A 21,559-nucleotide genomic window follows, 5' to 3' on the forward strand; every position below is an offset into this window, starting at 1 on the left:
GCCGCGCCCAGACCGATAACATGCAGCCGTGACCGGATCCATGACCGCGCTGTTGGCGCTGCCCCTTGCCCTGCTCTGTGCGCTGCCAGCCCATGCAGCGCCCTTCGTCCCCGCCAGCGATGGCCAGGTGCTGGCCACCGTGCCCGCCCGCGCCACCGACCCCCGCGCCCGGGAATTGCTGGCCCTGCGCCAGGCCTGGCTGCGGGCGCCGCAGGACCTGGCCACCGCCGTCGCCTATGCCCGCCGCTGCTTCGAGGAGGTGGCTGCCGAGGGCGATCCGCGCTTCGTCGGCCATGCACAGGCGGCGCTCAAGCCCTGGTTCAGCTTGCCGGATCCGCCGGTGGCGGTGCGGGTGCTGCGTGCGCAGATCCTGCAGTTCGACCACCAGTTCGCCCCGGCGCTGGCCGACCTGGACGCCGCGCTGCAGGCCGAGCCCGCCAACGGCGATGCCTGGGCCTGGCGCACCGCCATCCAGCTGGTGCAGGCCGACTACGCCGGCGCGCGCCGCAGCTGCGCCGGCCTGGCCCCACTGGCCGCGCCGCTGATCGCCACCGCCTGCCGCGCGCAGATCGATGCCGTCACCGGCCAGGCGGGCGATGCGGCGGCAGCGCTGCGCACCGCGCTGGCGCAGCAGCCCGGTGCCAGTGCCGAGGCGCGGCTGTGGGCCACCACCCGGCTGGCGGAGACCGAGGAGCGCCGTGGCGATTTCGCCGCCGCCGAGGCCGCCTTCCGCGCCGGCCTCGCGCTGGGCCTGCCCGATGTCTACCTGCAGGCGGCCTATGCCGATTTCCTGCTCGACCGCGGCCGCCCGGCCGAGGTGCTGAGCCTGCTGCAGGACCGCGGCAAGGCCGACGTGCTGCTGCTGCGCCTGGCACTCGCCGCGCGGGCCACCGGCGATGCCAGCGCTGCCGGCCATGCCCAGGCGCTGGCGGCGCGCTTTGCCGCCGCCCGCCAGCGCGGCGACACCAGCCACCAGAAGGAGGAATCGCGCTTCGCCCTCGGCGTGCAGCGGGATGCCGCGCGGGCGCTGCAGCTGGCGCAGCAGAATTTCGCGGTGCAGAAGGAGCCGGCCGATGCCCGCATCCTGCTGGAAGCCGCACTGGCCGCGCGCCAGCCCGCCGCCGCCCAGCCGGCGCTGGACTGGATGGCCGCGTCCGGCATCCAGAGCGTGGCGCTGCAGCCGCTGGCCGCGGCGCTGAAGGGGCTGCGTTGAACCGCCGCCTCGCCTGGCTGCCGGCGCTGTGGCCGGTGTTGTGGCTGCTGCTGGCTGGCGCGCCGGCGCAGGCCCACAAGCCGTCGGACAGCTACCTGACGCTGGCGGCGGACGGCGCAGTGCTGACCGGCCGCTGGGACATCGCGCTGCGCGACCTCGACCTCGCGCTGGGCCTGGACGCCGACGGCGACGGCCGCATCACCTGGGGCGAGGTGCGCAGCCGCCATGCCGACATCGCCGGCCTGGCGCAGGCCCACCTGGCGCTGCGCGCCGACGGCCAGGCCTGCAGCCTGGTGGTGGGCCCGCAGCAGGTGGACGAGCACACCGACGGCGCCTACAGCGTGCTGCCGCTCACCGCCACCTGCCCGCGGGCGCCGGTGGTGCTGGACGTCGGCTACAGCCTGTTCGCCGACCTCGACCCGCAGCACCGCGGCCTGCTCAACCTGGCGGCCAACGGCGCCACGCGGGCCGCCATCCTGGGGCCGCAGGCGCCGCAGCAGGCCTTCACGCTGGCGCAGGTCAACCGCTGGCGGCAGTTCATCGACTACGCGGCCGATGGCGTCTGGCACATCTGGATCGGCTTCGACCACATCCTGTTCCTGCTGTCGCTGCTGCTGCCGGCGGTGGGCACCTGGGCGGCGCGTGGCGTTGGCCACCAGCGCGCGGTGTGGCAGCCGGTGCCGCGGCTGGGCGTGGCGGTGTGGGAGGTGTTGCGCATCGTCACCGCCTTCACGCTGGCGCACTCGATCACGCTGTCGCTGGCCACGCTGGGCTGGGTGACGCTGCCGTCGCGGCTGGTGGAGGCCACCATCGCCGCCAGCGTGGTGCTGGCGGCGCTCAACAACGTGTGGCCGTTCTTCCAGGGCCGGCGCTGGGCGGTGGCCTTCGGCTTCGGCCTGGTCCACGGCTTCGGCTTCGCCAGCGTGCTGGCCGATCTCGGGCTGCCGCGTGAAGCGCTGGCGCTGGCGCTGGTCGGCTTCAACCTGGGCGTGGAGGCGGGGCAGCTGGCCATCGTGGCGGTCTTCCTGCCGCTGGCCTACCTGCTGCGCCGCAGCCTGTTCTACCGCCGCGTGGTGCTGTGGGGCGGCTCGCTGGCCATCGCCGCGCTGGCGGCGGCCTGGTTCGTCGAGCGGGCGTTCGACCTGCAGCTGTTGCCGTTCTAGGCTCAAGTTCCGCCGCGGGCTGCCGACAAACCGGGTTGCGCCCGGTGGTCGGACGGGCGCATGCATCCCCCACAAGGGGTTCGACGAGGACAGCTTGCCCGATCACGCCCACCAACTGCAGATCCAGCCGCGCTTCGGCGCCCGCAGCCGTGCGCTGGTCGTCGACGGCCATGCCACGGCCCGCAGCCTGCTGGCCGCGCAGCTGCGCGGGCTGGGCGTGGGCCAGGTGCTGCAGTCGGCCACCGCGCACGACGCCCGCCAGCACATGGCCACGCTCGGCGTGGATGTGCTGCTGGTGGAATACCAGCTCGACAACGGCGTGCAGGGCCAGACCCTGATCGACGAACTGCGCCGCGACGGCCTGCTGCCGCTGCGCACCGTGGTGGTGATGTTGTCGAGCCAGGCCTCGTACCAGGTGGTGGCGCAGGTGGCCGAGTCGGCGCTGGACGGCTTCGTCATCAAGCCCTACACGCCGGGCAAGCTGGAGGACCGGCTGATCAGCGCCTTCCAGCGCAAGGATGCGCTGCGCGAGGTGTACGACGCGATCGAGGCCGACGCGCATGCCCATGCTCTGGCGCTGTGCGAGGCGCGCTACCAGCAGCGCGGCCCGTACTGGACCCATGCCGCCCGGCTGGGGGCCGAGCTGGCGCTGCGGCTGGAGCAGCTGCCGCTGGCCAGCGCCATGTACGCCGCGGTGCTGGCCGACAAGGCCGTGCCCTGGGCCAAGCTGGGCCTGGCGCGGGTGCTGCAGGCCGAGGGCGAGGCCGGCGCGGCGGTGTCCACCATCCGCAACCTGCTGGCCGACGAGCCGATGTACGCCGACGCCTATGACGTGATGGGCCGCATCCATGCCGAGCAGGGCGACCTGGCTGGCGCCATCACCGCCTTCCGGCAGGCGGTGGAGATCACGCCGTTCTCGGTGGCGCGGGCGCAGAAATACGGCATCCTGGCCTGGTATGCCGGCGAGCCCGACGTGGCGCTGGCCGCGCTGGAGCATGCGGCCCAGATCGGCGGCGAATCACCGCAGTTCGACCACCAGACCCTTCTGCTGCTGGCCATGGCGCGTTTCCAGCGCGGCGATGCCGCCGGCCTGCGGCAGTGCAACAAGCAGCTGGCCGGCGTGCTGGGCCGCCAGACCCGCGCGCCGGACACCGGCCAGGCCGACGACGGCCGGCTGGACCGGCTGCGCCGCCTGGGCCAGATGACGCAGGCCCTGGTGGCCGTGCAGGCGCAGGACCGGCTCGGCCTGCAGGCCTGCCTGATGCCGGTGGCCGAACAGCTGATGGCGCCCGGCTTCGACGTCGAGGCCGCCACCAACCTGCTGTCGTTGATCGCCACCAGCGCCGCGGCCGGGCTGGCGCCGCAGCAGGCCGACGACTGGACCCGCTCCGCCGGCCTGCGCTTCTGCGTCAGCAAGCAGGTGACCGAGATGCTGGCCAAGGCCTGCGACCCGGCGCCCTCGCTGGGCCTGCTGGTGCGCACCGCCCATGCGGAGATCAACGAGATCAGCCGCAGTGCGCTGTCCGAGGGCCTGGCCGGCCGCCACCAGCGGGCGGTGGAGGAGTTGCTGAAGGCGGTGGAACGCACCCGCAATGCCAAGCTGCTGGAGCTGGCCCAGGCCGCACTGGAGCGCCACCGCGCGCACATCGCCGAGGCCGAGGCGCTGGCCGAGCGCTGCGGCCTGCTGCAGGCGCTGTGCAGCACCGTGGGCCGCAGCCACCTGCTGGCCCAGGACACCGGCCGGCCGCCAGGCGGGCTGGACCTGCCCGCGCCGCGCGGCAAGCCGGGGCGGCGGGCGGTGGCGGCGCAGTTGCCGGCCTGAGCGGGACCAGCCCGCCGGGCGCTCAGTAGCCGGCGGCCTGGCCGTCGCGGCGCGAATCGCTGGCGGCCACGTAGCCGTCCTCCAGGTCGTCGCTCAACTTCCAGATGAACTGGCCGCTGCCGTAGTCCATGTAGGGGTCGTCGGTGGCCTCGAACTGGTGGCCCAGGGCCTTCAGGCCGGCCTGCAGCGCCGGGGCCATGGTGTGCTCCAGGTCGATCTTGAGCCCCGTGGCCACCTTCCAGCGCGGCGCGTCACACGCGGCCTGCGGCTGCTGGCGGTGCACCAGCATGCGCACCATGGTCTGCAGGTGGCCCTGCGGCTGCATGTTGCCGCCCATCACGCCGAAGGGCATCTGCGGCTTGCCGTCCTTGGTCAGGAAGCCGGGGATGATGGTGTGGAACGGCCGCTTGCCGCCGGCCACCACGTTGGGATGGGTCTCGTCCAGCGTGAAGCCGTGGCCGCGGTTCTGCAGGCTGACGCCGGTGCCGGGCACCACCACGCCGCTGCCGAAGCCCATGTAGTTGCTCTGGATGAAGCTGATCATCATGCCGCTCTCATCCGCGGCGCACATGTAGATGGTGCCGCCGGCCGGCGGCGTGCCGTGCCGGAAATCCTGCGCGCGACTGGGGTCGATCAGCTTGGCGCGCTCGGCCAGGTAGCCGTCGCTCAGCAGGTCGGCCGGCGTCACCTGGGTCATGGCCGAGGCATCGGCCACCCAGCGGTAGGTGTCGGCGAAGGCCAGCTTCATGGCCTCGATCTGCAGGTGCTGGCCTTCCAGGCTGTCGACCGGGTAGCGGCCGATGTCCAGGTGGTTGAGCATGCCCAGCGCCATCAGCGCGGCGATGCCCTGGCCGTTGGGCGGGATCTCGTGCACCGTGTGGCCGGCAAAGTCCTTCTGGATCGGCGTGACCCACTCGGGCTGGTACTGGGCCAGGTCCGACAGCGTCATCGCGCCGCCGTTGGCCTGGGCGTGGGCCACCAGGGCGGCGGCGATCTCGCCGCGGTAGTAGGCCTCACCCTTGGTCGCGGCGATCTTGCGCAGCGTGGCGCCGGCCTCCTTGAACACGAAGCGTTCGCCCGGGTTGGGCGCGCGGCCATGCGGCATGAAGGCCTGGGCGAAGCCGGGCTGGTTGTGCAGCTGCGGCACCTGCAGGCCCCACTTGTGGGCGGTGATGCGGCCCACGCCGTGCCCGCGCTCGGCCAGTTCGATCGCCGGGGCCAGCAGGTCGCCGAAGGGCAGCTTGCCGAAGCGCTTGGACAGCGCCACCCAGCCGGCCACCGCGCCGGGGGTGGTGACGGTGTCCCAGCCGCGCAGCGGCAGCTTGTGGCCGTTGGCGTCGCCGTACTTCTGGCGGAAGTAGCCGGGGTTCCAGGCCGCCGGCGCCACGCCGGAGGCGTTCAGGCCGTGCAGGCCCTGGCCGTCCCACAGGATGGCGAAGCAGTCGCTGCCCAGGCCGTTGGAGATGGGCTCGACGATGGTCAGCGCGGCGGCGGCGGCGATGGCGGCGTCGATGGCGTTGCCGCCCTGCTGCAGGATCCGCAGGCCGGCCTGCGAGGCCAGCGGATGCGAGGTGGCGACGACGTTGCGCGCCATCAACGGGCTGCGCACCGTGGGGTAGGGGTTGGTCCAGTCGAAGTTCATGCCCGCATTGTGGCGGGCTGGCGCGGCCGGGCGTGTCGCCCAGGCTGCAAGGCGCCGGTCAGTCGTCGCGGCGCTTGGGCAGAGGCCGGCCGGGCGCCGGCTGGCCGGTGTGGCGCGGGCGGTCGTTGAAGTCGCCGCGGGGCGCGCGCGGGGCACGCGCCGGGGCAGCGCCCTGGCCCTGCGCGCCATCGGCCGCCGGGGCGTCGACCTTGCGGATGCGCACCGGCTTGCGTTCGCGCTCAGCCGCCGGGGCCGGCTCGGTGGCGGCCACGGCGGTGCCCGCCGCATCGACCGGCAGCGCGGCGCCAGCCAGTGCATCGGCCGCCGCGGCCAGCGCGCCGGTGTTGGTGTTGGCCGGCGCGGCATCGGCCGGCTCGTCGGCCTTGATCGCCTTGCTGTACGGCGCCAGCAGGGTCACCAGCTGGGCGTAGACCTTCGGGTTGCCAGCCACCACCTCACGCTGGTAGAGGAAATCGGCGTCGCCGGTGAAGTTGCCCACCAGGCCACCGGCCTCGGTGATGATCAGCGAGCCCGCGGCGATGTCCCAGGGGTTCAGGCCGGTCTCGAAGAAGCCGTCGTACCAGCCGGCGGCCACGTAGCAGAGGTCCAGCGCGGCGGCACCGGGGCGGCGCACGCCGGCGCAGGCGCCCATGATGGTCTCCAGCATCTTCAGGTAGCGCTGGAAGTTGTCGCCCTTGCGGAACGGGAAGCCGGTGCCGATCAGGGAGTCGGCCAGGCGGGTGCGCTTGCTCACCCGCAGGCGCTTGTCGTTGAGGAAGGCGCCGCGCCCGCGCGAGGCGTAGAAGAGGTCGTTGCGGGTGGGGTCGTAGACCACCGCCTGCTCCACCTTGCCGCGGAAGGCCAGCGCGATGCTGACCGCGTAGACCGGGAAGCCGTGCAGGAAGTTGGTGGTGCCGTCCAGCGGATCGATGATCCAGGTGAACTCGCTGTGCTTGGCGCCATGCTCGCGGCCCGACTCTTCGGCCAGGATGCCGTGGCCAGGATAGGCGGTGAGCAGCGTCTCGATGATGGCCTGCTCGGCCATCTGGTCGATCTCGCTGACGAAATCGTTCGGGCCCTTGCTGCTGATCTTCAGGATGTCCAGGTCCTGCGAGCCCCGGTTGATGATCGCCCCCGCGGCGCGCGCGGCCTTGATGGCGATGTTGAGCATGGGGTGCAGGGATTGCGACATGGCGTGTCCGGACAGGGGTGGAGCAGGGCGGCGGAAAGAAAGAGCAGCGGCGTGGCGGTGGCTGGCGGGAGAACGCCGGACAATCACGCAGGCAACCCTGGAGTTTACCCGCACGTGACCGCCAACACACCGCTCGCCGCCCACGATGCCACCCGTTTCGTGCTGTTGAACACCAGCCACGCCGGCAATGTGGGCGCGGCCGCCCGGGCGATGAAGGTGATGGGTTTCTCCGACCTGGTGCTGGTGGCGCCGCGCTTTGCCGATGTGCTGAGCCAGGAGGAGACGGTGGCCATGGCCAGCGGCGCGGCCGACATCCTGGTGCGCGCCCGGGTGGTGCCCACGCTGGCCGAGGCGCTGGACGGCATCAGCTTCGCCTGCGCCACCGCGATGACGCCACGCGACTTCGGCCCGCCCACCTTCGCCCCGCGCGACCGGCTGCCGGCCCTGGCTGCCGAGGTGGCCGCCGGCGCGCAGACCGTGGCCTTCGTCTTCGGCAGCGAGCGCTTCGGCATGGCGAACGCCGATGTCTGGCGCTGCCATGTCTGCCTGAGCATCCCCAGCGCGCCGGACTACGGCTCGCTGAACCTGGCGCAGGCGCTGCAATGCATCGCCTACGACTGGCGCTGCGCGCTGGGCGCCTTCTCGGTGCAGGCCCGCACCGCCGCCACGGTGCCCGCCGACGGCGCGGCGGTGGCTGGCGCGCTGGACCACTGGCAGCAGGTGCTGGAGCAGATCGGCTTCCTCGATCCCGCCGCGCCCAAGCGGCTGATGCCGCGGCTGCAGCAGCTGATCCAGCGGGCCCAGCCGACGGCGGAGGAACTGCACATCCTGCGCGGCATTGCCCGCGCCGTGGGCAAATCAGGCGGCTGATCTACCAGGGCAGGCGCTGGCCGTCGTAGGCCACGAAGCTGCCGCTGTCGGTCGGTGCCAGCCCATCGAGCGTGGCCAGCATCTGGGCCACGGCCACGTCCGGCGGCCGGCCGATCTCGCCACCGCGGAACGGCGCCGACAGCCCGGTGCTGACCGTGCCCGGGTGCAGCGCCACCACCACGGTCTGCGGCTGGCTGCGGCGCAGCTCGATGGCGGCGGTGGCCAGCAGCATGTTCAACGCCGCCTTGCTGGCGCGGTAGCTGTACCAGCCGCCCAGCCGGTTGTCGCCGATGCTGCCCACCTTGGCCGACAACATGGCCAGCAGCGCGCGCTGGCGGTCCAGCAGCGGGCTGAAGTGCCGCAGAAGCAGCGCCGGGCCGATGGCATTGGCGGTGAAGGTGGCCAGCAGCTGGGCGGTGTTCAGGTCGCCCAGCTTCTTCTCGGGCTGGAAGCCGGGGCCGTGCAGCAGGCCGGCGGCATTGACCAGCAGGTGGAAGCGGCCGGCGGGCGCCAGCGCTGCGGCGGCGGCGGCCACGCTGGCTTCGTCGGCCAGGTCCAGCGCCGGGTCGGTGCCCCGGTGCAGCCCCACCACCGTGGCGCAGCGCGGGTCGGCCTGCAGCGCCTGGACGAAGGCGGCGCCGATGCCGCCGCGGGCGCCGACCACCAGCGCCCGGTAGCCGTCGGGCAGGGAGGCCATCGACGCTGCCGTCATGGCGTGCCGTCCTCGCCGTCGTCGGCGGCGGCCTCGCGGGCGCGCTGCTGCAGCAGGTCGCGCAGCGGCACCAGGGCCTGGTCGACCGCCGGGATGGTGGTGGTGCCGCCCCAGCGCAGCGCCGGCGGTGGCAGCGTGCTCATGTAGGGCTGGCTGAACACCCGGCCCAGCTGGCGCTGGTTGATCACCCCGGTGACCAGCATGCCGGCCAGCAGCACCGTGGCCAGTGCGGCGTTGATGGCCACGCCGCGCTGCGGCAGCAGCTGCCGCAGGTGGCTGCGCACCACCAGCATGGCCAGCAGTGGCAGGCCCCACTGGTGGTAGGCCTGCCACAGCCAGGGCGCGTCGAACGCCGCGGCGCTGAAGGGCATCAGCTGGTCCAGCAGCTCATAGACCAGCAGCCAGGCCAGCGCGATGGCGGCATGGCTGCTGAACTCGAAGCCATGGCGGAACAGCTTGGAGCCCAGCGCCCACAGGCCGCACCACACCGCCAGGCCGGTGGGCAGGCCCAGCAGCCAGGGCAGCCACTCGACCAGGTCGGCACCGGGATCGAGCTGCACCCAGCGGTGTGCCACCTGGGCCAGCACCCAGGCGGCCAGCATGGCCCACAGCGCGGTGCCGGCCACCAGCGGCCGGGCCAGCGGATATTCGGCGGCCACCGGCGCACCGGCCAGGCGCAGCCGCAGGCGCTGGCCGCCGATCAGCAGCACCGCGCCGGCGGCCGGCAGCGCGAGTTGCTCGCCCGCGCGCAGCACGCGGCGGCCGATCTGCACGCCGTTGCGGCTGTCGCCCACCAGCAGCTGCGGCAGGCCGTCCTCGCCCAGCGCCAGCGTGGCATGGTGGGGCGCCACGTGGGGGTCGTCCAGCACCCAGGTGTTGTCCAGTGCGCGGCCCAGCGTCACCGGCCAGGCGTGCACGTCCAGCGTGCGGCGCGCGCGTCCGTCGCGGTCGAGCAGCTCGATCAGCGCGCGCCGGTCTTCGGGGCGGTGGATGGCGGTGGCGTCGTCCAACCGAAGCCCTCCAGGTAGTGCCGCGCCAGGCGCTGGGCGTTGTCGAAGCTCAGGGCCTGCGCATCCAGCCGGCCCTGCACGCCCGTGGTGCCGCTGTCCAGCGAGGCGGTGAGCACGCTCAGGTCGAACAGCTGCGGCAGCTTCTTGTAGGCCTGCAGGCAGACCACCGCCCGCAGCGGCAGGCCGCCGCCCGCGCGCACCGTGCGCTCGGTGCACAGGGCGGCGACGCGGTGGCTGTCGCGCCGGCCCACCACCTCGTTGTCGAAGCTGGCGTTGTAGCGCTGCTGGAAGCGCAGCGGGCCCAGCCGGCTGCCGTCGTAGGTTTCGTGGCGCACGGTGATGGTGCCGGTGCGCAGGCGTTCGTCGATGAACACCGCGCTGTCCATCGCGCAATCGCTGCGCTCGAACAGCAGGCCGCGGCCGCCGGCGGCCGTGCCGCTGCCCCAGCAGCGCGAGTAGGTCTCCATCGGCACCGGGATGCGGTAGCGCGGATGGCCGGCCGCGCGCCAGGGCTGGGCGATGAAGGCATCGACCAGGCCGGCCTGGTGGGCCAGCAGCTGGCGCTCGATCTCGCCATGCACCGGTTGGGTGATGGGCGCGGCGTTGCGGCCCCGGGCCAGCAGGGCTTGCGCCAAGGCCGCGGGCACGAGGAAGCTGACCTGCTCGCCATCCCGCCGGGCAGCCACGTTGACGCCGACCAGCCGGCCCTGGGCATCCAGCGCCGGCCCGCCGCTCATGCCGCTGCTGAGCGAGCCACCGAAGAACAGCGTGGGCAGGTAGTGGCGCTCGGCCAGGCCGTTGTAGGCGCCTTCGGTGACGGCGAAGCCCACATCCAGCGGATTGCCCAGCGAGAAGATGCGGGCGCCGCGCTCGGGCTCGGCGCCATCGGCCCGGAACGGCACGGCGCCGCGCCCGCGCAACGGTGCCGGGTCCACCGGCTTGAGCAGGGCCAGATCATGCAGCACATCGAAGGCCAGCAACTGCAGCGCGCCCTGCTGGCCATCGACCGTGGCATAGACCAGGCGGTGGCGTTCGGGCGCCAGCGCATAGCTGCTGATGACGTGGTAGTTGGTGATCAGGTGGCCTTCGGCCGTGACCAGGAAGGCCGAGCCCACCGACGACTGGCTGTCCTGCGTCTTCAGCAGGGTGCGCACCTGCAGCAGGCGGGGCTGCATGTCGGCATAGATGCGCTGGCCGGTGCCCGACACGGTGGCACTCGCCGCCGCGGCCGGCGCTGCGGCAGCCGGCGCCTGTGCTGCCGCGGGCCAGACCGTGGCGAAGCTCAGGGCCAAGGCCAGGGCGGAAGCGTGCAGACAGCGGATCACCGCGCCAGTGTAGGCGCGGGCCGTTGCCTGCACGGCTTGCAGGGCCGCACTACACTGGCACGCCACCCTGTTGCGCGCACCACCATGTTCAGCCGCCTCCGTGAAGACATCGCCTGCATCCGCGAGCGCGATCCTGCCGCGCGTTCGAACTGGGAGGTGCTGACCTGCTACCCGGGCCTGCATGCGGTGATGTGGCACCGCCTGGCGCATGCCGCCTGGGTGCGCGGCCTGCGCTGGCCCGGACGCTTCCTGTCGCACATCGGCCGCTTCCTCACCGGCATCGAGATCCACCCCGGCGCCACGCTGGGCCGGCGGGTGTTCATCGACCACGGCATGGGCGTGGTGATCGGCGAGACCGCCGAGATCGGCGACGACTGCACCATCTACCAGGGCGTGACGTTGGGCGGCACTTCGCTGGCCAAGGGCGCCAAGCGCCATCCCACGCTGGGCAAGGGCGTGATCGTCAGCGCCGGCGCCAAGGTGCTGGGCGGCTTCACCGTGGGCGATGGCGCCCGGGTGGGCAGCAACGCGGTGCTGCTGCAGCCGGTGCCGGCCGGCGCCACGGCGGTGGGCATCCCGGCGCGCATCGTGCAGAAGTCGGCCGACGCCGCGCGTGAGCAGGCGGCCGCCAAGATGGGCTTCTCGGCCTATGGCGTGACGGTGGGCGACGACCCGGTCTCCCAGGCGATGAAGGGCCTGATCGACAACGCCAGCAGCCACGAGCACCAGATCATGCTGCTGTGGCAGGCGATCGAGAAGCTGTCGTCCGGCGCCCGCGAGCTGCCCGGCAGCGACTGCGTGCCGCAGGACGCGCAGACCAGCGAGGCCTTCGACGCCGACCGGCTGAGCCGGCTGGTGAAGTAGCCCGCCGGCCTCAACCGCGCACCGGCCGCACCGCGGTCTTCGGCCGGAAGGCCTTGCACACCGCGGCATCCGTCTCGATCCACGGCCCGCCGATCAGGTCGATGCAGTAGGGCACCGCGGCGAAGATGCCGTGCACCGGCGGCGTGGCATCCGGCAGGCCCTGCAGCGTCTCGGCGATGCTCTTGGGCTGGCCGGGCAGGTTGATGATCAGCGCCTGCTTGCGGATCACCGCCACCTGGCGGCTGAGGATGGCCGTGGGCACGAAGCGCAGGCTGATCTGGCGCATCTGCTCGCCGAAGCCGGGCATCTCCTTGTCGGCCACGGCCAGCGTGGCCTCGGGCGTCACGTCGCGCAGTGCAGGCCCGGTGCCGCCGGTGGTCAGCACCAGGTGGCAGCCTTGCACATCGACCAGGTCGCGCAGCGTGGCGCTGATGCCGTCCTGCTCGTCGGGGATCAGCCGGGTTACCCAGGTGATCGGGTTCTGCAGCGCGCGGCCCAGCCAGTCCTGCAGCGCGGGGATGCCCTTGTCTTCATAGACGCCGGCCGAGGCGCGGTCGCTGACCGACACCAGGCCGATGGTGACCGGGTCGAAAGGGTGGGCCGTGTCAGTCATCGTCGTCGTCGTCGGTGTCGTCGTCGGTGTCATCGGCATGCGCCGGCTGGCCGGCGGCATCGGCCAGCCAGGGTTTGACGAACTGGAACAGCTCGCGGTACCCGCGGCCGTTGCGCTGCTCGGGCGCGGCGGCGGCGTCCTTGCGGGCGGCGCGCACCAGGCTGCGCAGGCGCTGCAGGTCGCTGCCGGGGAACTCGGCCGCCCAGCGGGTCAAGGCGTCGTCATTCGTCACCAGTTCATCGCGCCAGCGCTCGGCCTCGTGCAGGGCCAGCGTGTCCTTGGCCGAGCCGAGCTTGAAGGCATCCACCGCGGCCTGCAGCGGCGCTGCATCGGCAAAGCGCATCTGCTTGCCGATGAACTGCAGCTGGCGGCGCTGGCCCTCGAAGCTCTTGGTCTTGCGGTACTGGTCGATGGCGTCACGCAGGCCGTCGGGCATGGGCACGTCCTTGAGCCGGCTGCGCGGCAGGGCCACCAGGGCTTCGCCCAGGGCCTGCAGCTCGTGGGCCTGGGCCTTCAGCTTGGTCTTGCTGGGCTTCTCGAAGACGTAGGCGTCGGCGGGTTCGGGTTCGGGGCGTTGGCGCATGGGCCTGTGTGGCTGGGTCGGGCGTTGGGAGGGCGTGCAGGGGCCGGTGGCTATGATTGTCGCCCACCTCGCTCCCAGGCCACGCCTCCATGTCCGGTTCCACCACCTCCCAGGGTTTCGCCTTCAACCGCGGCCAGTTCCAGCAGATCATCGATGACACGCTGGCCATCGCGAAGGACCTGGGTGCCAGCGATGCCGCGGCCGAGGTGAGCGAAGGCGCCGGCCTGTCGGTGTCGGTGCGGCTGGGCGAGATCGAGAACGTCGAGCGCAACCGCGACAAGAGTCTGGGCGTCACCGTCTATCTGGGGCAGCGCCGCGGCAATGCCAGCACCAGCGATTTCTTCGCCGCCGCGCTGCAGCAGACGGTGCGCGCCGCCTACGACATCGCCCGCTTCACCGCCGAAGATCCGGCCGCCGGCCTGCCCGATGCCGAAGACCTGGCCACGCCCGACATCGCCGGCATCGATCTCGACCTGTTCCACCCCTGGCTGGTGGATGCCGACGGCGCCGCCGCGCTGGCCCGCCGCTGCGAGGAGGCGGCCCTGGCCACCAGCCCGAAGATCAGCAACAGCGAGGGCGCCGGGGTGTCGGCACAACAGTCGCACTTCTGGGCCGGCAACAGCCGCGGCTTCCGCGGTGGTTATGCCAGCTCGCGCCATTCGCTGTCGGTGGCGCCGATCGCCGGCAAGGGCGCGGCGATGCAGCGCGACGCCTGGTACAGCAGCCAGCGCAACGCGATGGACCTGGCCTCGCCCGAGGCGGTGGGCCGCTATGCCGCTGAGCGGGCGCTGTCGCGGCTGAAGGGCCGCAAGGTGCCCACCTGCGAGGTGCCGGTGCTGTTCGAGAACACACTGGCTGCCGGCCTGCTGGGCAGCATGGTGGGCGCGCTCAGTGGTGGTGCGCTGTACCGCCGCGCCAGCTTCCTGATGGACAGCGTGGGCACGGCCGTGCTGGCCGACCACCTGGATGTGGACGAGGACCCGCTGGTGCCGCGCGGCAAGGCCAGCGCCGCCTTCGACGACGAAGGTGTGCGCACCCGCAAGCGCCGGGTGGTCGACGGTGGCGTGGTGCAGGGCTACTTCCTGTCCAGCTACTCGGCGCGCAAGCTGGGCCTGCAGACCACCGGCCATGCCGGCGGCGCCCAGAACCTGGTGCTGAGCAGCCGCCTCACCCGCCCGGGCGACCACCTCGACGAGATGCTGCGCAAGCTGCACCGCGGCCTGTTCGTGACCGAGCTGATGGGCCAGGGCGTGAACGGCGTCACGGGCGACTACTCGCGCGGTGCGGCCGGCTACTGGGTGGAAGGCGGCCGCATCGTGCACCCGGTGCATGAGGTGACGATCGCCGGCAACCTGAAGGACATGCTGCGCGCCATCGTGGCGGTGGGCGCCGACACCTATGTGTCGGGCGGCCGCACGGTGGGGTCGGTGCTGCTGGCGCGCATGAAGGTGGCCGGCAGCTGACGGTGGCGGGTGCGCCCCGCACTGCAATGGTGTCCGGGTTTCACCGCCCGCTCCGAGGCAACCGGCCCCCCTAGAATGCGGCCGGTTTGAATGCAAACTTGCCTAGGAGATCTGCATGGAACGTCGATTGTTTGTCCGTGGTGCCGGCCTGGCCGGGGTCCTCGCCGCGGGCACTGCGCCTGCCATCGTGCATGCGCAAGCCAACCTGCGCTGGCGCCTCACCTCGAGCTTCCCGAAGGCGCTCGACACGCTGTTCGGCGTGAACGACATCTTCGCCGCCAAGGTGAAGGAACTGACCGGTGGCAAGTTCGTCATCACCACCCATGCCCCGGGTGAACTGGTGCCCGCCTTCGGCGTGGTCGACGCCATCCAGGCCGGCACCGTGGAAATGGCCAACACCGCGCCGTACTACTTCTTCGGCAAGGACGAGACCTTCGCACTGGGCTGCGCCATCCCCTTCGGCCTGAACAGCCGGCAGATGACGGCCTGGGCCTATGAAGGCAACGGCCTGAAGCTGATGCGCGATTTCTACCGCCAGTACAACATCATCAACTTCCCGATGGGCAACACCGGCGCGCAGATGGGCGGCTGGTTCCGCAAGCCCATCGCCTCGCTGGCCGACTTCAAGGGCCTGAAGTTCCGCGTCGGCGGCTTCGCCGGCAAGGTGGTCGAGCGCATCGGCGGCGTGCCGCAGAACATCCCCGGCGGCGAGATCTACCAGGCGCTGGAAAAGGGCACGATCGACGCGGCCGAGTGGGTGGGCCCGTACGACGACCAGAAGCTGGGCTTCTACAAGGTGGCCCAGAACTACGCCTATCCGGGCTGGTGGGAAGGCGGCCCGCAGCTGGACCTGTACGTCAACACCAAGGCCTATGACGGCCTGAGCGCCGAGTACAAGGCGGTGATCGAGTGCGCGGCGGCCTACGCCCACACCGACATGCAGGCCAAGTACGACGGCAAGAACGCCGCCGCGCTGAAGACCCTGGTGGCCGGCGGTGCCAAGCTGTTCCCGTTCCCGAAGGACCTGATGGACGCGGCCTTCAAGGAGTCGATGGCGCTGTACAGCGACATCTCGGCCAAGAACCCGAACTGGAAGAAGGTCTACGAGGACTACTCGAAGTTCCGCGCCGAGCAGAACCTGTGGTTCCGCTTCACCGAGGCCACCTTCGACGACTTCATGCAGCGCCAGAAGCTGTGATGCCGCGGCGGCCGCATGGCCGCCTGCCGCTGCAACCAGGCCCCGCACAGCGGGGCCTTTTTCATGGGCGCGTGGCGGGCCCGCGGCGGCGCCGGCGGGCGGCTGCCGGGGTTTCGGACGCGGCGGCGGCGGCCAGGCCGGCGGCGCGGTCCAGCGGCACGGTGGTGGCCAGCGTGGTGCCGCCGGCCGGCTGCAGCGACGGCGGGAAGAACGCCAGCTTCTGCCCGGCAGCCAGTTTGGCTTCGCGCCCGGGCGAGAGGTCGCGGGCGTTGGTGCCGGCCGCTGGCGCCTGCACCACGCCATCCACGATCTCCAGATCGAACCACCAGCGCTTGACCGGGTTGCGCACACCGCCGCCGCTGGCGTCGTCATGGTCGATCAGCTGCCGGCGGGTGGCCGGCACGTCGATCGACAGCCACAGCAGCCGGTCGGACTCGACCAGGTCCTCGCGGTTGTAGGGGCAGGTCTTCATGCAGCGGCCGCAGGCCGAGCCCTTCATGTTGGTCAGCCGGTACTTGCCGCACTTCTCGACATCGGGCTTCCAGATCTCGTAGCCGTTGAACATCACCTTCGGGCCGAAGGGAATCGCGTTGCACGGGCATTCACGCGCGCACTTGCGGCACAGGTTGCACACCGCCTGCAGGCCGAAGTCGACCGGCTGGTCCGGCACCAGCGGCAGGCTGGTGGTGATGAGCACCGACTTCGACCGCGGGCCGAGGAACGGGTTGAGCACCTGCTCGCCGATGCGCGACAGCTCGCCCAGCCCGGCCATCAGCACCGCCGGGATGTGCAGCAGCTCCGAGTGCGCATTCGAGTGCACCCGCGCCGAATGCCCCAGCCGCCGCAGGTGGGCCGCCATCACGCCGGCCAGCAGCGCGCCGCGCAGGTAGGCCCGCATCGACTGGGCGCCCGAGATCCAGTCGTCGCCCGAGGCGCCTTCCATCGTCTCGAAGCCCTGGTCGATCAGCAGCACGATGGCGAATGGGTGGTAGGCGTCGATGGCGCGGCCCTCGGCCTCGTCGTGCGAGTAGTACATCCAGGGCTCGGCGGCGCAGATGCCGACCAGGTCGGCACCCAGGAAGTGCGCCAGCGCCTTCACCGCCAGGCTGTTGTGCTCCGCACCGTCCAGCGGCGGCCCGATGCAGGTGGGCGGCAGCGGCGTGCGCGTGCCCTGCAGCGGCACCAGCCCGCGGATCAGCGGCGTCATCGCCCAGGCCAGCGGGTGCTTGACCGCGAAACGGCTACGCTCCTGCCGGGCCTTGTCGCCCAGGTCGCCGGCCAGCGCGCGGGTGAACAGGTCGGCGCGCTTCGGCACGCGCTGGATCTCGTCGCGCAGCACCAGGGTGGTGGGCTCGTCCACCCGCGGGATGCGTTCCATCGGATGGCGGCCCAGGTGCAGCGGTCGCCGCGCCTGCTCGGCCGCGTCGAAGCCGGGGCGGGTGCCGCCCACGCCCATGTAGGCGTCGCTGTCGGGCCAGCCCAGCGGCGTGCCGGGGGCGATGGGAAGGTCGGTGGCCATGGCGCAGGTGGTGGTCACTGCGCCCACGCGGAAGCCGTTGCCGGTGAAGGGCATGGCCAGCACGCCGTCCATCGCCAGGGCGATGCCGGCGCGCTGGGCCAGGGCGCACAGGTCCACCTGACTGTGGCCGTGCACATGGCCCTGCGCCGCCCAGCCCAGGCTGCGCAGGTAGCCGGCCAGCACCACCGCCACTTCGGCGCAGCGCAGGTCGGTGCGGGCGGCGTTGCTGCCGGCCGTCCAGGCGGCGCCCGGCTCGTCGGCATGGGCCTCGCGGCTGAACTCGACCAGGAAGACCAGCGCGTGGGTGTGGCCGGCGCAGGGGCCGTCTGCCACCTCGGCGGGCTGCAGCGTGCACACGCCGGCCAGCGTGGCGTCCAGGAAGCAGGCGGTGGCCTTCAGGTTGTCGGCGCGGGCCTGCAGATCGTCCGGCACCGGCGCCTGGGTGGCGGCCACGGCGCCCGCCAGGTGGCCGGCACACAGCGCCAGGTACTCCGGCACCACCGCAGCAACGGCTAGGGCGCCCGCGGTGGTGTCGTCACCAGGCTGCCGTGCCGGCAGTTCCGGAGCGCCGGCCTGCCGTGGCAACCGCTCGGCGGGCAGCGGCCCCAGGTGCACCGGGCGCTGGCGGTGGGAGTGCAGCCGCGCCATGGCCCGGGCCTGCTGCCGGCTACTTCTTGCCGGCTTCCTTGTTCACCGATTCCAGCAGCGCCTTCATCGGGTCTTCGTTGTTCTCGGTGGACGACGGCGCGGTGGCACCCGGGGCGCTGGCATCGATGCCGGGCATCGGCGCCGGCGCCTCTCGCTCAGGCAGCCCCATGCTCTCCAGCGCCTTGTCGGCATCGATCTGCACCGTGCTGCCGATGCCACCGGTGACCATGCCGGGGAAGGCGATGACCGCCGCCACCATGATCAGCTGCAGGCAGATGAAGGCGATCGAGCCCTTGTAGATCTGGGCCGTGGTCACCGCCGGGATGGTGGCGCCGGTGATGCGGTCCTTGTAGTCGGCCTTGGCGGCCACGCTGCGCAGGTAGAACAGCGCAAAGCCGAACGGCGGTGTCAGGAAGGAGGTTTGCAGGTTCATCGCCAGCACCACGCCGAACCACACCATGATGGCGTCGATCGGCGTGCCGGGCGGGAACAGCTCGGGCAGGATCTTCTCGGCCACCGGCATCAGGATCGGGATCACGATGAAGGCGATCTCGAAGAAGTCGATGAAGCAGCCCAGGATGAACACCAGGATGTTCACCACGATCAGGAAGCCCAGCGCGCCGCCAGGCAGCTTGTCGAACAGGTGCTCGACCCAGATGTGCCCGTCGGCCGCATTGAAGGTGAAGCTGAACACCGTGCTGCCGATCAGGATGAACAGCACGAAGGTGGCCAGCTTGGCGGTGTTGTCCAGCGCCTGGTGCATCAGCGCGCCGCTGAGCTTGCGCCGGCCCATCGCCATCAGCAGCGCACCCAGGGCGCCCATGGCGCCGCCTTCGGTGGGCGTGGCCACGCCCAGGAAGATGGTGCCCAGCACCAGGAAGATCAGCACCAGCGGCGGGATCAGCACATAGGTGAAGCGCTCGGCCAGCTTCGACAGCAGGCCCATGCGCGTCACGCTGTTGACGATGGCCAGGCCCAGCGCCAGGAACGAGGCCACGGTCAGCGACATGATCAGCACTTCATCACCCGGCGACGGGTTGGTGCGGCCCAGCCAGGCCTTGAACACGCTGTCATGCACCTGGGACCAGGCGTAGGCAGCCGCGCCGCACACGGCCAGCAGCACCAGCAGCGAGACATGGCCCGAGGCGCCATTGGCCTCGCGGTAGATGCGCGCCTCCTGCGGCAGCGCCGGCACCCACTTGGGCCGCACGAAGGCCACCACCGCGATGAACACGATGTACAGCGCCACCAGCAGCAGGCCGGGGATCATGGCGCCGGCGTACATGTCGCCCACGCTGCGGCCCATCTGGTCGGCCAGCACGATCAGCACCAGGCTGGGCGGGATGGCTTGCGCCAGCGTGCCGCTCGCGGTGATGGTGCCGGTGGCGATGGTGCGGTTGTAGCCGTAGCGCAGCATGATGGGCAGCGAGATCAGGCCCATGCTGATCACCGCCGCGGCCACCACACCGGTGGTGGCGGCCAGCAGCGCGCCCACCAGGATCACCGCCACCGCCAGGCCGCCGCGCAGCGGGCCGAACACCTGGCCCACCGTCTCGAGCAGATCCTCGGCCATGCCGGACCGTTCGAGGATGATGCCCATGAAGGTGAAGAACGGAATCGCCAGCAGGGTGTCGTTCTGCATGATGCCGAACACCCGCTGCGGCAGCGCCTGGAACAGGCTGGTGGGGAACAGGCCCACCTCCATGCCGATGTAGCCGAACAGCAGTCCGGTGGCCGCCAGGCCGAAGGCCACCGGAATGCCGGTGAGCAGGAACACGAACAAGCCGCCAAACAGCAGCGGCACGAAGTTCTGGGTGATGAATTCGGTCATGTCAGTTCAACTTGGCGGCGGCCAGCTTGGCTTCACGCTGGGCGGCTTCTTCGGCCAGCGCCTGGGCAAACTTCTCTTCCTCGAGCTTGTCGTCGAACACGCTGAAGGGCTCGGCCAGGTGGCCGCTCAGGAAGGCGAAGCGCTTGATCAGCTCGCTGATGGCCTGCAGCGTCAGGATCGCGAAGCCCAGCGGCACCAGCAGCATCACCGGCCAGCGGATCAGGCCACCGGCGTTCTGGCTCATCTCGCCACTTTCCCAGGCGCGCATGAACAGCGGCCAGCCCAGGTCGATCATGATGAGCGACAGCGGGATGGTGAAGACGATGATGCCGATGGCATCGATGATGGCGTTGGTGCGCTTGCTGAGCTTGTTGCTGATGAAGTCGATGCGCACATGGGCGTTCTTCAGCATCACATAGCCCACGCCGAGCATGAACACCGCGGCGAACAGGTACCACTGGATCTCCAGGAACGCGTTCGAGCCGATGTTGAAGGCCTTGCGCACGATGGCGTTGGTGGCGCTGATCAGCACCGCCGCCAGCACCAGCCACATGGTGAGCTTGCCGATCAGCGTGTTCAGCGCGTCGATGGCGCGCGAGAGTTTCAAGAGCAGTTGCACGGGTTCTCCTGCAAGACGGTCTGGCGGGCGGGATGCAGGCCGGCGGGGCCGGCATCCACGCAAATCTGCGCAGGTCCATGGCGAACCTGCAACTGGGGCGCGACTGTACGCAAGCCTGGCGCGGCTTCGGCCGCAAAACCCCCGAACCCAGGGTAATCCCAGGCCAGTCGGGGCCCCCGGGCTGCGGGGCGGCTACATGAACAGGTGCTCGCCGGCGTTCTCGCCGCCCAGGATCACGTAGTTCACCTTCTTGAGATCGGTCAAGACGCGGCCGCCGGCATAGCTGATGCTGCTCTGCAGGTCTTCATGCATCTCGCGCAGGGTGTCGGCCAGCCTGCCCTTGACCGGCTCGAGGATGCGCTTGCCTTCCACATGCTTGTATTCGCCCTTGTTGAAGTCGCTGGCCGAGCCGTAGTACTCCTTGAACAGCTTGCCATCCACCTCCACCGTGGCGCCGGGTGACTCTTCATGGCCGGCAAACAGCGAGCCCACCATCACCATGGCGGCGCCGAAGCGCACGCTCTTGGCGATGTCGCCGTGGTGGCGGATGCCGCCGTCGGCCACGATCGGCTTGCTGGCCACCCGCGCACACCACTTCAGCGCGCTGAGCTGCCAGCCGCCGGTGCCGAAGCCGGTCTTCAGCCGGGTGATGCAGACCTTGCCCGGGCCGATGCCGACCTTGGTGGCGTCGGCGCCCCAGTTCTCCAGGTCGATCACGCCCTCGGGCGTGCCCACGTTGCCGGCGATGACGAAGGCATCGGGCAGCCGCTGCTTGATGTGGCCGATCATGCGCCGCACGCTTTCGGCATGGCCGTGGGCGATGTCGATGGTGATGTAGTCGGCGCCGATGCCGGTGGCCGCCAGCTGGTCGATCACCGCCATGTCGGCCGGCTTCACGCCGGCGCTGATCGACACGTACAGGCCCTTGTCGCGCATGCGGCGGGCGAAGGCCACGCTGTCGAGGTCGAAGCGGTGCATCACGTAGAAGTGGCCGCTGGCGGCCAGCTGCTCGGTGATGGCCTCGTCGACCACCGTCTTCATGTTGGCCGGCACCACCGGCAGCTTGAAGCGGCGCGGGCCGAACTGCACCGAGGTGTCGCACTCGGCGCGGCTGTCCACCCGGCACTGGCGGGGCAGCAGCAGGATGTTGTCGTAGTCGAAGATGTCCATGGGGAAGCTTTCGTCGCAAGTGAGCCGCGGCGTTGTGCAGTGCCACGGCAAAGGCTGCGAGCGCTTGACCTGGGGGGACCGGCCGGCCTGCGATGCCGCCCG

Annotated in this window: 18 protein-coding genes; 7 read left to right on the top strand and 11 right to left on the bottom strand. The window is 71.3% G+C overall.

Going from position 1 to position 21,559, the window contains the following annotated elements; all coding sequences use genetic code 11:
- Window positions 1–28: 28 nt before the first annotated feature.
- The 3 genes from FFT10_RS07690 to FFT10_RS07700 all read left to right on the top strand — a co-directional run bounded on the left by FFT10_RS07690 (window position 29) and on the right by FFT10_RS07700 (window position 4,198).
- Window positions 29–1,213: a hypothetical protein gene (locus FFT10_RS07690; RefSeq protein ID WP_228027002.1), complete on the top strand. Its 1,185-nt coding sequence runs from the start codon at window positions 29–31 to the stop codon at window positions 1,211–1,213.
- Window positions 1,210–2,376 carry a HupE/UreJ family protein gene (locus tag FFT10_RS07695; RefSeq protein WP_228027003.1) on the top strand — a complete coding sequence of 389 codons (1,167 nt, stop codon included), beginning with the start codon at window positions 1,210–1,212 and terminating at the stop codon, window positions 2,374–2,376. The genes FFT10_RS07690 and FFT10_RS07695 overlap by 4 nt, the downstream gene beginning before the upstream one ends.
- Before the next feature lie 94 nt (window positions 2,377–2,470).
- Entirely contained in the window at window positions 2,471–4,198 is a 1,728-nt protein-coding gene (locus tag FFT10_RS07700; RefSeq protein WP_162520716.1) for a response regulator, read from the top strand.
- Between the two features lie 22 nt (window positions 4,199–4,220).
- Here FFT10_RS07700 and FFT10_RS07705 read toward each other — a convergent pair whose 3' ends face one another.
- Both FFT10_RS07705 and FFT10_RS07710 read right to left on the bottom strand, forming a co-directional pair.
- The gene (locus FFT10_RS07705; RefSeq protein ID WP_137732215.1) at window positions 4,221–5,840 is read right to left on the bottom strand and encodes a gamma-glutamyltransferase family protein; all 1,620 of its coding nucleotides are present in this window, start codon (window positions 5,838–5,840) and stop codon (window positions 4,221–4,223) included.
- 58 nt (window positions 5,841–5,898) lie between these two features.
- Window positions 5,899–7,032, bottom strand: a complete 1,134-nt coding sequence (locus FFT10_RS07710) for an inositol monophosphatase family protein (RefSeq protein WP_137732216.1) — start codon at window positions 7,030–7,032, stop codon at window positions 5,899–5,901.
- 114 nt (window positions 7,033–7,146) lie between these two features.
- On the opposite strand from FFT10_RS07710, the gene FFT10_RS07715 reads away from it, so the two are divergent.
- A complete protein-coding gene (locus tag FFT10_RS07715; RefSeq protein WP_228027004.1) occupies window positions 7,147–7,902 on the top strand; it encodes an RNA methyltransferase in 756 nt (251 codons plus the stop codon).
- Between the two features lies 1 nt (window position 7,903).
- On the opposite strand, the gene FFT10_RS07720 is transcribed toward FFT10_RS07715, so the two are convergent.
- Genes FFT10_RS07720 through FFT10_RS07730 form a run of 3 tightly spaced genes read right to left on the bottom strand, consistent with a single transcriptional unit; the run spans window position 7,904 to window position 10,949 of the window.
- Entirely contained in the window at window positions 7,904–8,614 is a 711-nt protein-coding gene (locus tag FFT10_RS07720) for an SDR family NAD(P)-dependent oxidoreductase (protein ID WP_137732217.1), read from the bottom strand.
- A complete protein-coding gene (locus FFT10_RS07725; RefSeq protein WP_137732218.1) occupies window positions 8,611–9,624 on the bottom strand; it encodes an FHA domain-containing protein in 1,014 nt (337 codons plus the stop codon). The genes FFT10_RS07720 and FFT10_RS07725 overlap by 4 nt, the downstream gene beginning before the upstream one ends.
- Window positions 9,576–10,949 (bottom strand): S1 family peptidase, encoded by a 1,374-nt coding sequence (locus tag FFT10_RS07730; protein ID WP_228027005.1) that lies wholly within the window; start codon window positions 10,947–10,949, stop codon window positions 9,576–9,578. Before FFT10_RS07730 ends, FFT10_RS07725 begins: the two co-directional genes overlap by 49 nt.
- An 84-nt stretch (window positions 10,950–11,033) precedes the next feature.
- Between FFT10_RS07730 and cysE the strand changes: the two genes are divergently transcribed.
- Entirely contained in the window at window positions 11,034–11,813 is a 780-nt protein-coding gene (cysE, locus tag FFT10_RS07735) for a serine O-acetyltransferase (RefSeq protein WP_137732220.1), read from the top strand.
- Window positions 11,814–11,823: 10 nt separating this feature from the next.
- On the opposite strand, the gene mog is transcribed toward cysE, so the two are convergent.
- Both mog and yjgA read right to left on the bottom strand, forming a co-directional pair.
- Window positions 11,824–12,426 carry a molybdopterin adenylyltransferase gene (gene mog, locus FFT10_RS07740; RefSeq protein WP_137732221.1) on the bottom strand — a complete coding sequence of 201 codons (603 nt, stop codon included), beginning with the start codon at window positions 12,424–12,426 and terminating at the stop codon, window positions 11,824–11,826.
- Window positions 12,419–13,009: a ribosome biogenesis factor YjgA gene (yjgA, locus tag FFT10_RS07745; protein ID WP_137732222.1), complete on the bottom strand. Its 591-nt coding sequence runs from the start codon at window positions 13,007–13,009 to the stop codon at window positions 12,419–12,421. Before yjgA ends, mog begins: the two co-directional genes overlap by 8 nt.
- 89 nt (window positions 13,010–13,098) lie before the next feature.
- Between yjgA and pmbA the strand changes: the two genes are divergently transcribed.
- Together pmbA and FFT10_RS07755 are read left to right on the top strand one after the other, a co-directional pair.
- Window positions 13,099–14,472, top strand: a complete 1,374-nt coding sequence (gene pmbA, locus FFT10_RS07750; RefSeq protein ID WP_137732223.1) for a metalloprotease PmbA — start codon at window positions 13,099–13,101, stop codon at window positions 14,470–14,472.
- A gap of 115 nt (window positions 14,473–14,587) precedes the next feature.
- The gene (locus tag FFT10_RS07755; RefSeq protein ID WP_137732224.1) at window positions 14,588–15,670 is read left to right on the top strand and encodes a TRAP transporter substrate-binding protein; all 1,083 of its coding nucleotides are present in this window, start codon (window positions 14,588–14,590) and stop codon (window positions 15,668–15,670) included.
- A gap of 61 nt (window positions 15,671–15,731) precedes the next feature.
- On the opposite strand, the gene FFT10_RS07760 is transcribed toward FFT10_RS07755, so the two are convergent.
- The 4 genes from FFT10_RS07760 to FFT10_RS07775 all read right to left on the bottom strand — a co-directional run bounded on the left by FFT10_RS07760 (window position 15,732) and on the right by FFT10_RS07775 (window position 21,457).
- Window positions 15,732–17,837, bottom strand: coding sequence for a reductive dehalogenase domain-containing protein (locus tag FFT10_RS07760; protein ID WP_137732225.1), 2,106 nt, complete (start codon window positions 17,835–17,837; stop codon window positions 15,732–15,734).
- Window positions 17,838–17,856: 19 nt separating this feature from the next.
- Complete coding sequence (locus FFT10_RS07765; RefSeq protein ID WP_137732226.1) at window positions 17,857–19,668, bottom strand: TRAP transporter large permease; 1,812 nt, start codon at window positions 19,666–19,668, stop codon at window positions 17,857–17,859.
- A gap of 1 nt (window position 19,669) precedes the next feature.
- A complete protein-coding gene (locus FFT10_RS07770) occupies window positions 19,670–20,287 on the bottom strand; it encodes a TRAP transporter small permease subunit (RefSeq protein WP_137732227.1) in 618 nt (205 codons plus the stop codon).
- A 192-nt stretch (window positions 20,288–20,479) separates the two neighbouring features.
- Complete coding sequence (locus tag FFT10_RS07775) at window positions 20,480–21,457, bottom strand: GMP reductase (protein ID WP_137732228.1); 978 nt, start codon at window positions 21,455–21,457, stop codon at window positions 20,480–20,482.
- Between the last annotated feature and the right edge of the window lie 102 nt (window positions 21,458–21,559).

The organism is Pseudaquabacterium pictum, from assembly GCF_005403045.1.
Classification (GTDB): domain Bacteria; phylum Pseudomonadota; class Gammaproteobacteria; order Burkholderiales; family Burkholderiaceae_C; genus Pseudaquabacterium; species Pseudaquabacterium pictum.